This window comes from Vibrio metschnikovii CIP 69.14 (assembly GCF_000176155.1).
Lineage (GTDB): Bacteria > Pseudomonadota > Gammaproteobacteria > Enterobacterales > Vibrionaceae > Vibrio > Vibrio metschnikovii.
Genome location: NZ_ACZO01000007.1, coordinates 180377 through 192943, shown reverse-complemented (window position 1 = coordinate 192943; position 12567 = coordinate 180377). Strand labels below are relative to the sequence as shown.

The window sequence follows — 12567 nt, the reverse complement described above, 5'->3', positions numbered from 1 at the left end:
TGTTATTGAGTCATCAATAGCTTGGGAGGTAATTCTGCAAACTTTGATCTCAATCCTTTTCTCACGATTGAGATCTGGTATAAGGCAGGCCCGAGTTTAAAATACAACTTGTAACAAATTAATAACGAATGTATAAATCCCGCTGTACCCTCAGCCAGCTACGGAGCGTTTCTATGATTTCCCCTTCTTCTCATGCACAAAAAGCGTTACTGGCAGAAAGAATTAATAAATTAGCCAAAGCATTGGCTGATGGCGTGTATGAGCGTGAAAGTACGATTAAGCTCTGTTTGCTCGCAGCCCTGACGGGTGAAAGTGTTTTTTTACTCGGCCCTCCCGGGATTGCAAAAAGTTTAATTGCCAAACGTCTTATCCAAGCTTTTGAGAGCAGCAGCTATTTTGAGTACTTGATGACTCGATTTTCTACCCCTGAAGAGGTATTTGGCCCATTAAGTATTCAAGAATTAAAAGATAATGGCCGCTATCTACGCCTAACGGATGGCTACTTACCGACGGCACAAGTGGTTTTTTTGGATGAAATATGGAAAGCGGGACCGGCAATTCTTAATACATTGCTGACGGTCGTTAACGAGAAGACGTTTAAAAATGGCAGTGATATTGAACGTGTTCCGATGCGTTTGTTGATTTCGGCTTCCAATGAATTACCTGATGAAGAGAGTGGTCTTGATGCTTTGTACGACCGTATGTTGGTACGTGTTTTTGTCAATCGTATTCAAAATAAACAGAACTTTAAATCGATGTTAACGGTAGGCACGCCACAAGAAGCGAAAATTCCGGATGGGCTGGCAATCACCGATCAAGAATATCATCAATGGTTAAGTGAGTTAGATAAGCTGACGTTAACCGACCCGCTGTTTGAAAAACTCTATCTGTTAAAAGCGCAATTAGAACAAGCGGCGCAAGAGAGTGGTTTACCGGCCGATGATGTCTATGTTTCTGATCGTCGCTGGAAAAAGTCGGTGAAGTTATTGAAAGCGTCTGCTTTTTTTAATGGACGAGATCAAATCAGTCCGCTGGATTTACTGTTATTACAAGATTGTTTATGGAACAGTCCCGAGTCTCGTGAATTGGTGTATCGAGTGACACGTGAGTTTGCGTTACGTGATGCATTTGATCAATCTCAGGTTGAGCAACAAATTGACCGCTGTCGTATTGAATTGACGTCCATTCAGCAGGCGTTAGAAAGTGAATTAGCGATGGAGCCGTCACTAGAAACTACAAACGGGTTAAGAAAAAAACAATTTCATCAATACGATCTCAGCCAAGCTAAACTTTATCAAGTGGGGCAAACAAAGAATCTCGTTAAACTGGTATTGCTGCAAAACAATTTATCGGTTGCTGAAGCAGAAAAAGGCGATAGTCGATGGATTTACCTTAGTAAGCCTGAGCTGCAAAAGGCGATTAAACAAGGACAGGGAGAGATTTACGGTTACGTTAACCACAATCCGAATGTATTCCGGTTACGGATCGAATTGGATGGACAAGGGAAGTTAGTTATCAAAGATATTGCCAATCGTTCCGTGTTATTAGCCTTGGTGACTAAGCAAGGGTTAGACGAACAACAGTATCAACTTTGGTTACAACAAGCGGAACAGGCGTTGGCACAACTCAAGCAGACGGAGCATCATTTACGTCAAGTGCGTTCAGATTTTCATAGTGCGTTACCACATAACTTTATTGATCCAGAACTGCCTGTGGCGATGCAGTCGATATTGCATGAGTTACAGCAGCAATTAGAAGAGACGCACAGTGAGTTTGAGAAAACCGTTCAGCGCTTTAGACAGTTAAGCGATTTTTTTAGTTAATTGAGGTCTGATTATGCTTGGTGCAGACAGCTTGAATATTGTTTTAGCCATCGCGGAATCTGGCATTATTGAAACCGCCGTCAATGATCTATTAGCACGCTCACAAATGATGATGGTTGAAAATGATGGTATTCGTGCCTCGGTAAAAAATCATTTAGCGAAGTGGCATAGTCAAGTTAAGCAACAGATTACTCAAGTCACAGAGAGTGAGCACTTTCAAACTGAAATGGCACTTTACCAACAAGTGATTCATTGGGATGAAGAAACCTTTTTTAGCAAACTACCGGAACTGATCAAGCAATTAGAAGGGGTGTCACCTTTTTATCTGAAAGCTCGTCAATTAATGGAAGACAACAACGCACTGAAGAATCCGATGTTTGCCCATTTTTTCTGTGACCAATGGTACAAAGCTTTAAGCGAAGAGATTAAACAAGCGCAGATTATTGAGCTTGAAGCGAGTAAAGAACAGGCTTATGCCGAGTTGTACCAGCGGATGGAAACGTTGCGTAATATGGATGATGTCGCTCAAGCTGGGGATGAAAATCACGTTGGACGTTTATGGGATATGGCGGCCGCTAAGTTAAGCCGAACCGATCTAAGCGTCATGAAGCGTCACGCTGACTTCCTCAAAAAACATAAAGGGCTACAAGAAATCGCTGAGCAACTTGGACGAATGGCCAGTCAAATTGATGATCCTTTGCTCAATCCAACGCTAAATGAACATCCCGAGGTGGTGGAAGAGAAATCTGATCAAGCGACCGATGATATTGTTGGCATTCACCCTAGTGATGATCTCAATAAGTTACTGCCGAATGAAATTCTTTTCTTGAGTCATCCAGAACTCGAAGTGATCTTCTATAAGCATCTAATAGATAAGCGCTTAATGAACTATCGTATGCAAGGTAAGTCACGCACGCTGCGTAAGGTTCGTGCTCAATCTACCGAGCATGCACAGTTAGAATTAGAAAAGGGGCCGTTTATTATTGCCATTGATGCATCAGGCTCAATGAAAGGTTTTCCTGAGCAGTGTGCCAAAGCGATGGCTTACGCTTTGATGCAAATTGCGTTAGCCGAAGATCGTGATTGTTTTGTGATGCTGTTTTCAACGCAAGCGATTGTCTATGAGCTCACGCGGCAAGATGGTCTGCGTGAAGCGAGTGATTTTTTAAGTTATACCTTTCATGGCGGGACTGATCTGCAGCCAGCGTTAGAAAAAGCGATCAGCTTAATGCAAGGTGAGCGATACAAAAATGCCGATCTAATGGTAATTTCAGACTTTATTGCTCCCAAGCAGAACGAATCGATTTTGCAGCAGGTCGAGGATTTAAAACGTAGCCGCAACCGCTTCCATGCGTTAACCTTGTCTCGTCATGGTAATCCCGAACTGATGACCATGTTTGATCACTGTTGGCATTACCATCCTAACTTATTGGGTAGACTGGTGAAGAAATGGTAGTCTTCAACGTTTGCTGTTAAGGATCTGTTGAATACGTGGGTTGAGCGTTTTCCCGTGTTGTTGCTCATACTCTTCCCGTTTGAGATCATTAACGTTTTTCACTGAATGGGACGGTAGTAAATTATTAGGCAATTCAGTGACTAATTTCCCCTTTTCTTCAAGCCTTTTCGCTTCCAAATAATATTTCTTAAACAGTTGATCTAACTTGGCTTCCGCCACTCGTTTTAAGTCATACAGCTTGTTTTGAACTAACCATTTCTCAATGTTATTCTCCGGTTCGCGAGAGAGTACGCGGATCCGGCTATCCAGTAGCTCTTCGGCAGTAAGGGCATCACGCAGTACCCAAAGCTCGCCCATTTGTGGTGGCCAGCTATTGCCCAACTGAATACGTTCATGACAATGTTTAAGTACTCGGTTGAGACTATTAGGGTCAATCGATTCAGCGAAATCAACAAATTTCCCTGTAGGCAAACTGCCATACTGATATTCCCATTGAGTTTCATAAACACTCAAGAACGAGCCAAAAACATGTAAGCACCAGTCGGAAGGCTCCTCAGGATGAACACTATCGGCCACGATGGGCTCAGAAGGTGGGCTTTTTTCCTTTTTGGATAAGCTGCTGTCGGAAGCGCTCAGATGGGCTAAGCTTTGGTTTATACCCATTCCCCGTAGTTTGCTCTCGATTTCCTGAATGTTCAGAGGTTTTCGCTTGCTGTCTTTCATTGAGTTTCTCGTTGGTCAACCAATACTGGAGTTTGTTTTCTAATCGGGCGACAGTTAATAGCTCACTGGCTTTGGATTTGTGCCAGAGAACAAATTTTTTCCACACTAATAGATGATCATTATTAATGCCAGAGAATTTAAAAGCCCGCTCTGCCCACATAGGGATTTCACTCTCATCCAAATCATGAGTCGCAATCGCGTTCCCTTGCAGTAAATTAGACGAGTTATTGCGATATTGTAACGCTTGCTTTGGCAGATTAGGAAAGTTTTCCTGTGGTGCAGGTGCAGGTGCAGGTGCAGGTGCAGGTGATTTCATCGCTATAGGATGGTGCTCTTGATCACTGATTCGCATCTGGAAAATATGCAGTTCATGACCATGACGATAGTCTACTTTGATTTTTTCAAGCCGTTGCTGCTCACACAAAGAACGTAAACATTCGGCCAAACCAAAGGTAGATAAGCAGCAGAGCGGGCCCATATGTTCTAAGTTAACCGTCACATAGCCCATATCATCGGTGCTATCGGCAAGCATTAATAACACCAGTTTTTCCGCTGCGCTTGCACAGTTGAGTTGCCAGGCTAGATGGGTATATTTTGCGCTCACTTATCTCGCTCCGACTTTATGTAATATTAAAAGGAAGCGTTATTGTATGTCAGTCGTATAGGGAGTTGTAGGCTTGAGAGTAATTAAATTCATTTGCACAATAGCGATACGCCAAAGAAATGAATTGGCCCCATGATGTTTTGGGGCCATAAGTATTATCAATGTTGGCTTAGGCGTTGATTACAGTAGCGTAAGTAAGGTTTCTGCTTTACTGGCTTCGAATGTTTTCGCTTCTTCAACATTGAGGGTGGTGACCACACCATCTTCAATGATCATCGCATAGCGTTGTGAGCGAATGCCACCAAAGCCAGCAGTATCCATTTCAAGGCCCAGAGCTTTGGTAAAACTGGCATCACCATCGGCAAGCATTAACAGTTCAGAGGCATTTTGCGCTTCGCCCCATGCTTTCATTACAAATGCATCATTAACCGCAACACAGGCAATCAGGTCAACGCCTTTCGCTTTGAAAGTATCGGCATGAACCACGTAACCAGGTAAGTGGGCTTCTGAACAGGTTGGGGTAAATGCACCTGGAACAGCAAATAAAACCACTTTTTTGCCCGCAAACAATTCTTGAACATTATGATTAACCATACCATCTGCGGTCAGTTGGCTGAGTGTTGCCGCAGGTAAAGATTGTCCTTGCTTGATCATCTTGGTTCCTTAATCGTGAGTTGTCCCTGCGGTTTGAAAATCAAATCGCCTGAGGGAAGAGATTACTCATCCAGTGTAACTCTAAATACGATGACCAACCACCGACAAACTGTAGGGAAATCATGATGAGTTAATGGCGTTATTATGGTTGCTACCACTTGTTATCGATGCTCCCCAGTTTATGGCTGGTATTTCATTCTGATAACGTGATTGAAACGGAGTGATAAGCACGGACAATTGGCGCGGCTTTTTCAGGGTGACTTTTTTCAACACGCTGATAATGGCTAAGTAACTTAGTTAAATATCCTTGAGCTTGCTGATATTCGGCGAGGGTCTTGACTTGCCAGAGTGAGTCGCCCACCAGACTGATCGTTGGTGCGTTATTATCAGTAGAAGATGGGGCTGCGATATACAGCACTTCATAATAGCGGCGGTTGTCTTCGACAAGGCTTTCATGATACAGCTGGCAGGACAACTGACGTAACTGTTGTCTTAAGCGATAGGTATGATAAACCGGACAAAGTATAAAATCGATCGATTGGTTTGGATGAGCCGTGATGATTTTGCTCACCAACTCCGCGGTTAAATCACCACCGACACCCGCGATGATCACTAAATGACGACCATGATGCTTATCAAGCGGCAACCTTGCTACATCCATGCAGTCGGCGCTCCACTGAGTTTGATTAGGGTAGTGGCGAGAAAGGCGCTGGCGTAATACGTCAATCAGCTCGGGGACAATATCAACAAAATGAATGCAGCTAGCCGCTTGGCGCGTTAATAGCGCTTGTCCCAACCAACCATGATCACAACAGCAATCCCAAATATGATCATAAGGCTGGGTAATCAGTTGCTCAATGTGTTGTAGGCGTTGGCTTAGCTTCATGGACAATAACGGTTAGTCAAATAAGGAGGCGGATTATACTCAACTTAACTCGCGAACCATAATTCTAGATGCAAAACCAATACACATAGTAATAAGGAGAAGATAATGTTAACCATCCATGGTTTGGATCATGTGGTATTACGCACCACTCAGTTAGATAAGATGCTCTATTTTTATGGCACCGTGCTTGGTTGTCCGATAGAACGCACTTTACCCGATGAAGTGGGATTGATTCAGCTACGAGCTGGTTCAGCTTTAATTGATATCGTTACTGTTGATAGTGAGCTGGGTAAATTAGGCGGTAAAGCGCCACAACAAGATGGCCGAAATGTTGAGCATATTTGCCTGCAAGTCTCTCCACTCGAAGAGGCGGCTTTATTAGCGTTTCTTGATCAGCACGAGATTCCGCATTCTGATTTTGACACTCGTTATGGCGCACAAGGTTTTGGGCGTTCGATTTATATTGAAGATCCAGAAGGCAACGTGATTGAGTTAAAAGCTTTTCAAGTGTAACTGTCGATTTTCACGGGTTGAGAACTTAATCTTTACATCTTGTAACAACTGGTTATAGTAAGCAACGCGTTGAAATGAGAGAGGAATGCCATGCTGGCTCTGTTTTTGAAATGCTTACTGGGCGCAGTAGCGGTGTTGATTATTGCTCTTCTCTCGAAGAGTAAAAGTTTTTTTATTGCTGGTTTAGTGCCCCTGTTTCCGACTTTCGCTTTGATTGCGCATTATATTATTGGCTCTGAGCGCACCATGGCTGATCTGCGTATCACGGCTTTATTCGGCCTCTATTCTTTGATTCCTTATGCCGCCTATCTATTAGCGATTTATTATTTTAGCTATCACTTCTCTTTGCTTTGGACATTGAGTTTATCGACTTTGATTTGGCTAGCTTTCGCTGGGGTGTTGATTGTGAGCTGGAGCCGTTTTCATCCAAGCATGGCCGTGTGATAGGCGGTGTTATCTGTGAAGTGGGAGTCAGTATGTGCACTCGAATAATAAGCTTTAACCTAGTGGTGATTACCCTAATTGCTTTGTGCTCCATGTTAGTGGGAAGCTTTTTTTCCTTACCGTTAAGCGAGTTATTTATCGCGGCTATCGTGGTGGTGCTATTGCGTAAGCAAGCGCAGATAACATTGAATTTACCAAAAAGTCTGTTGATGTTTGTGCAGGTGATATTGGGGATCAGTGTTGGGGCGACGATTTCGCTGATTGAGTTAGGGCAAACCCTGAATGTCTCGGTAGTGGCTGGATTAATGGTCTGTCTACTGTTACAGACAGGCGGCGGTTTTTGGTGGCTACATAAACGGGAAGGTTGGCACCCGTTTGAAGCATTATTGGGCGCCATTCCCGGTGCGATGGCGGCGATACTGGTGATCAGTGAGTCGGGGAGTAAGCCATCGAGTAAAGTGGTTTATGCTCATTCAGTTCGGTTAATTATTTTAATCCTATTAGCGGGGGTCATTTCCCTTAATGGTACCCGTATCGCGGTTAGTCATCCGTTGATGGGCAGTGAACAATGGTTAATGTTAGGGACTATTGTTGGCCTAAGTATGCTTTGTGGCAAACTCTCGATAAAGCTGGGCATTCCCGCCCCCTATATGTTGGCCTCATTACTGATCGCTGCTGCCTTTAATAGTTTCGTCCCTACATTTTCTTTTGCGGTGCCGATCAATTTGGTGCTATTTGCCACCGCGTTATTGGGAGTGTTAATTGGCGTGCGTTTGGCAGAAACGACATTGCGTGAAGCTGCTTCTTATTCTAAAGCTGGGGTGATAGTTACCCTGATTGGCTTAATGGTTGCCGTAGGCGTATCTTGGATTGCTGCCCATCTACTGGGTATGAGTTGGTTAGTGTTACTGTTATCTTGGGTGCCCGGCAGTGTTGAAGCGATGACTGCGGTGGCGTTACTACTCGGTTTAGAACCCGCTTTTGTGATGGTCAATCATGCCATTCGCTTACTGCTTTTATACACCATGCCAGCACTGTTTAAGAAGCAGTTAGAGCAGTTACGTCCTTCGGAACAGTAAATAAATTCATCGCATAAAAAAACCACCGCGTAAGGCGGTGGTTCAATCATGGTTGTCTGTATTGAAGGGGCTTAACCAACGGCCCGTTGGCTAGTGTCTGCCTCTGCCTTAGCGGCTAAATATTGTGTTACTTGTTCAACACAGGTCACATCGTGATCGATACCTAATTTAGTACGACGCCAGAAGATATCATCCGTTTGCTGTGCATACTCATGTTCAATCAAATAATCGACTTCGATTTGATACAAGTCATCACTAAATTGAATACCTAAATCCGCTTGGTTTTGCACGCCATCAAGCATGGTATTACAGCGCGTACCATAGTTAGTGACCCAGCGCTCTAACATTGCTTGATTGACAAATGGCAGCTGTTGTTGCAGTTTGGCCAGTAGCTTATTGCGTGCAAAGGCTTCCCCCCCCGGTAAAGCAGATTGTGCTGTCCAACTTGGTTTCATCTGTGGGAAGAAGGGCGCAAGCTGCTTCATCGCTGATTCGGCCAATTTACGATAGGTGGTGAGCTTACCACCAAAAATCGACAGCAGTGGAGCTTCATCACCGTGTTGGTCGAGAGATAAGGTGTAATCACGAGTAATCGCTTGTGGTGAGTCTGATTCATCATCACACAAAGGACGCACACCGCTAAACTCAGAGACGATATCACTGACAGCAATCTCTTTCGTAAAATGCTTATTGACGATATCAATCAGGTACTGACGCTCTTCTGCTGAAATCGTGACTTGTCTTGGATCGCCTTTATACTCAACGTCTGTGGTGCCGATCATTGAATACTTACCCAAATAAGGGATAACAAATACGATACGCTTATCTTCATTTTGCAAGATATAAGACTGCGGCTCATCGTGAATTTTTGGCACAATGATGTGTGAGCCTTTGATAAGACGAATGCCATAGGGCGAATCGATTTGGATATTGTTATCTAAAAATTGCTTAACCCAAGGTCCGGTAGCATTGACTAAGGCATGGCTTTTACGCACAAAACGGGTTTGCGTTCGCTCATCAAAGAGCGTAACAGACCAGATATCATGTTCACGAGTGGCTTTTTCTACTCGGCAATAATTGATCACTTCCGAGCCGAGCTCTTTAGCTTGCATCGCATTCAGTATCACCAATCGAGCGTCGTCTACCCAACAATCAGAATATTCAAAACCGACCGACATTTCAGGTTTCATTACGCTGCCTGCCTGCAAGGCGACTTTTTTACTCCCCGGCAGTGAAGTGCGTTTGCCTAAATTGTCATACAGGAATAGACCCGCACGAATCATCCATGCTGGGCGAAGAAACGGGCGATGAGGAAGACGAAAACGCATCGGCGTGACAATGTGCGGTGCTTTTTTAAGTAAGACTTCGCGTTCAGCTAATGCTTCACTCACTAAACGAAACTCATAATGTTCGAGATAACGTAGGCCACCGTGGATTAGCTTTGAGCTGGCTGACGAGGTAGCGCTGGCAAAATCTTGTGCTTCATAGAGCCCGACTTTTAAACCACGCCCAGCGGCGTCGGCGGCGATGCCGGCACCATTAATGCCGCCACCCACCACGATAATATCTAACACTTGGTGTTCGTTAAATTGCGTTGAACTGTGCTGTTGTTTCATTTTGATGGCCTTTGTGTTCGTTTTTGTCTTTTAATGTTCGTATGAAACCATTAAATGGTCAAGATTGGCAGTTGTTACGTGTGATTTTTTGATATGGATCATATTTAATGCGCGTTTGAAGGTTTTTATTGGTAATTGAACGCTCTATTGCGCGTTTATTTATATTAATGATAGGAGAAACGGCTCATTAGATGAGTATAGGGTATGTCGATAACGACGAAATAAAAGAAACCAGGAGGGATGACAACAGGCTATTAGGGATGGTCTATAGGTGAAGCGAAATAACGTGAGTGTTTAGAAAATAAAAAAGCTCGCGATTACGGTTAGATAACGGCGAGCTAGGTATCAATGGTTATTGAACTATTTAACAAACACGTCTTTAAAATCACGTTTTAAAATAGGATCACGACGGGCTTTTTTGATTTGTTTGACCATGTCTTTAACACAGTTATGTAAGACTTGATCGAGCAATTCGGCGCGGTACTCTTCTTTGTCTTGCTCACTCATGTCTTTAGGTAATTTTAGTGTCGGAAACTCTTCCATTACATTGACGCCGGCAAATGCTTGGCTTACTGAGATCAGTGCATGGAACTGCTCAAAGTTATCAAGAATGTTTTGCGCACTAGCAGGAAGGCTATTCCATGCTTCTCTAACGACCTCTTCTGAGACTTCATGAATCGAAGCCACCATGTTGTACATTTGCTCGGGTACTTGGTCAAATTCAATCACCTGACGCAGTTCAGGGGATACGGTATCCAAATTAACGATCGGTGCTTCAGTTTGAGTCGTGTCTGACATGAAAAATTTCTCATCAAGGAAAAACCTCATGCTAAAAAGTTACACTGAAATGTCAACCTAAACGTGTCAATAAAGCGCTAAGCGCGGAGATTTTGTTCGTCTCATCAGTATCAGCCACAGGAGGCCGTGGTTGATGATGATCTTCTTCGTTAAAAACTCAGCTCACAACCGAATGCCTTTTTAACTTATCATCAAAAAAAGACTCTCACGACAGCGACCTAGAAAAGGAGTCAGCCGCGTCGTAAGAGTCATATTGGTTGTATTAAGCCGAGATTAGTTTTGTTGGCGAATCAAGTAATCAAAAGCGCCTAAGCTGGCTTTAGCTCCTTCGCCCATCGCAATGATGATTTGTTTATAAGGGACCGTTGTCGCATCACCAGCAGCAAATACACCCTCAAGGCTGGTTTCACCACGACTACCGATTTCAATTTCACCACGCGGTGATAAGTTAACCGCTGAATCTTTCAGCCATTCAGTGTTCGGTACCAAACCGATTTGTACAAAGATCCCCGACAATTCAATGTGTTTAATTTCATCAGTATGACGATCTTTGTAGTTCAATCCGGTCACTCGTGTACCGTCACCGATCACTTCAGTGGTTTGCGCCATCGTGATGATATCAACGTTTGGCAATGAGTTAGCTTTGTTGATTAATACTTGGTCAGCGCGCAAAGTATCAGCGAACTCTAGTACCGTAACATGCTCAACGATACCCGCTAAGTCAATCGCCGCTTCAATACCTGAGTTACCACCACCGATCACTGCGGTTCTTTTGCCTTTAAATAATGGACCATCACAGTGTGGGCAGTAAGCCACGCCTTTGTTGCGATATTCTTGCTCTCCTGGTACGTTCATTTCACGCCAGCGAGCGCCGGGGCTCAAAATCACACTGCGGCTTTTAAGGCTAGCACCGCTTTGTAAACCGACATGAATACGTCCATCATCAGTAAATTCTGCGCCCATTAATTTATCGGCTTGCTGTTCAGTAATAATATCAACGCCGTACTCTTTTAAATGCTCAGTCAAATTAGCAGTAAGCTTCGGACCTTCAGTATGTTTGACCGAGATAAAGTTTTCGATAGCCATGGTATCCATTACTTGACCACCAAGACGCTGAGCAACAATACCGGTGCGAATGCCTTTACGAGCAGCGTAAATCGCTGCTGTTGCACCAGCTGGACCACCGCCAACCACCAATACGTCGTAAGGGGCTTTCTCATTGAGGCTGGCCGCTGCTTTTTCGGCGGCGCCATCGTCTAACTTATGCAGTATTTCAGTTAGGCTCATGCGTCCTTGGCCAAACAGCTCACCATTCACGAACACACTTGGTACCGCCATAATGTCGCGCTGTTTGACTTCATCTTGGAATAGAGCACCATCGATCATCGTGGTGCGAATATCAGGATTAATTGCCGACATCATATTGAACGCCTGCACGACATCGGGGCAGTTTTGGCAAGACAGTGAAATAAAAATCTCTACGTCTAATTTTTTGTCTAACTGGGCAATTTGCTCAATTACTTCTGACTCCAGTTTCATTGGATGGCCGCCAGAGTGAAGCAAGGCAAGAACTAAAGAAGTAAATTCATGGCCCATAGGCACACCAGCAAAACTTAATTGGGTTGCTTTCTCTGGGTTACTGACCGTCATAATAGGTTTACGCGCACTGGCATTATCGTCACGCTCGACCGAAACTAATGGGCTGAGTTCAGCAATTTCATTAGCCAGAGCTAGAATATCTTGCGCTGCTTTACTTTCATCGAGGCTGACCACTAAACGGACGTCTTGTTTCAGATTACTGAGATATTGTTTTAATTGTTGTTTAATCGCTTGGTCTAACATAGAAACACCTTGTCGAATACGTTGAAAAAAATGGCCACTCTGGATGAATGTTTTTAAGAGAGAGCAAGCCAGGCATTTAGGTCGTCAGAGTAAAACACCCAGCCTGCTCTTAATCGATTAACGTCTGTG

Annotated in this window: 12 protein-coding genes; 5 read left to right on the top strand and 7 right to left on the bottom strand. The window is 43.9% G+C overall.

The window, feature by feature from the left end:
* Nucleotides 1-173 precede the first annotated feature (173 nt).
* Nucleotides 174-1823 carry an ATPase RavA domain-containing protein gene (locus tag VIB_RS12645; RefSeq protein ID WP_004396599.1) on the top strand — a complete coding sequence of 550 codons (1650 nt, stop codon included), beginning with the start codon at nucleotides 174-176 and terminating at the stop codon, nucleotides 1821-1823.
* 13 nt (nucleotides 1824-1836) lie between these two features.
* The gene (gene viaA, locus VIB_RS12640) at nucleotides 1837-3279 is read left to right on the top strand and encodes an ATPase RavA stimulator ViaA (RefSeq protein ID WP_004396598.1); all 1443 of its coding nucleotides are present in this window, start codon (nucleotides 1837-1839) and stop codon (nucleotides 3277-3279) included.
* A gap of 3 nt (nucleotides 3280-3282) precedes the next feature.
* Here the strand turns inward: viaA and VIB_RS12635 are convergent, their stop codons facing one another.
* The 4 genes from VIB_RS12635 to VIB_RS12620 form a co-directional block, all read right to left on the bottom strand.
* Complete coding sequence (locus tag VIB_RS12635) at nucleotides 3283-3942, bottom strand: hypothetical protein (protein ID WP_040905069.1); 660 nt, start codon at nucleotides 3940-3942, stop codon at nucleotides 3283-3285.
* On the bottom strand, nucleotides 3863-4606 hold the full coding sequence (locus VIB_RS12630; RefSeq protein ID WP_004396595.1) for a hypothetical protein: 744 nt from the start codon (nucleotides 4604-4606) through the stop codon (nucleotides 3863-3865). Before VIB_RS12630 ends, VIB_RS12635 begins: the two co-directional genes overlap by 80 nt.
* Nucleotides 4607-4786: 180 nt before the next feature.
* Nucleotides 4787-5260 carry a peroxiredoxin gene (locus tag VIB_RS12625; RefSeq protein WP_004396592.1) on the bottom strand — a complete coding sequence of 158 codons (474 nt, stop codon included), beginning with the start codon at nucleotides 5258-5260 and terminating at the stop codon, nucleotides 4787-4789.
* A gap of 193 nt (nucleotides 5261-5453) precedes the next feature.
* Nucleotides 5454-6146 carry a tRNA (adenine(22)-N(1))-methyltransferase gene (locus VIB_RS12620; RefSeq protein ID WP_004396590.1) on the bottom strand — a complete coding sequence of 231 codons (693 nt, stop codon included), beginning with the start codon at nucleotides 6144-6146 and terminating at the stop codon, nucleotides 5454-5456.
* A gap of 105 nt (nucleotides 6147-6251) precedes the next feature.
* Between VIB_RS12620 and VIB_RS12615 the strand changes: the two genes are divergently transcribed.
* The 3 genes from VIB_RS12615 to VIB_RS12605 all read left to right on the top strand — a co-directional run bounded on the left by VIB_RS12615 (nucleotide 6252) and on the right by VIB_RS12605 (nucleotide 8182).
* Nucleotides 6252-6659, top strand: coding sequence for a VOC family protein (locus VIB_RS12615; RefSeq protein ID WP_004396588.1), 408 nt, complete (start codon nucleotides 6252-6254; stop codon nucleotides 6657-6659).
* A gap of 90 nt (nucleotides 6660-6749) precedes the next feature.
* The gene (locus tag VIB_RS12610) at nucleotides 6750-7103 is read left to right on the top strand and encodes a GlpM family protein (RefSeq protein ID WP_040905067.1); all 354 of its coding nucleotides are present in this window, start codon (nucleotides 6750-6752) and stop codon (nucleotides 7101-7103) included.
* A 32-nt stretch (nucleotides 7104-7135) separates the two neighbouring features.
* Nucleotides 7136-8182 carry an AbrB family transcriptional regulator gene (locus VIB_RS12605; RefSeq protein WP_004396587.1) on the top strand — a complete coding sequence of 349 codons (1047 nt, stop codon included), beginning with the start codon at nucleotides 7136-7138 and terminating at the stop codon, nucleotides 8180-8182.
* Nucleotides 8183-8253: 71 nt separating this feature from the next.
* Here the strand turns inward: VIB_RS12605 and glpD are convergent, their stop codons facing one another.
* The 3 genes from glpD to ahpF form a co-directional block, all read right to left on the bottom strand.
* The gene (glpD, locus tag VIB_RS12600) at nucleotides 8254-9798 is read right to left on the bottom strand and encodes a glycerol-3-phosphate dehydrogenase (protein ID WP_004396585.1); all 1545 of its coding nucleotides are present in this window, start codon (nucleotides 9796-9798) and stop codon (nucleotides 8254-8256) included.
* A 360-nt stretch (nucleotides 9799-10158) separates the two neighbouring features.
* Nucleotides 10159-10596 (bottom strand): DUF3069 domain-containing protein, encoded by a 438-nt coding sequence (locus VIB_RS12595; RefSeq protein ID WP_004396583.1) that lies wholly within the window; start codon nucleotides 10594-10596, stop codon nucleotides 10159-10161.
* A 273-nt stretch (nucleotides 10597-10869) separates the two neighbouring features.
* The gene (gene ahpF / locus VIB_RS12590; RefSeq protein WP_004396581.1) at nucleotides 10870-12438 is read right to left on the bottom strand and encodes an alkyl hydroperoxide reductase subunit F; all 1569 of its coding nucleotides are present in this window, start codon (nucleotides 12436-12438) and stop codon (nucleotides 10870-10872) included.
* Nucleotides 12439-12567: the final 129 nt, after the last annotated feature.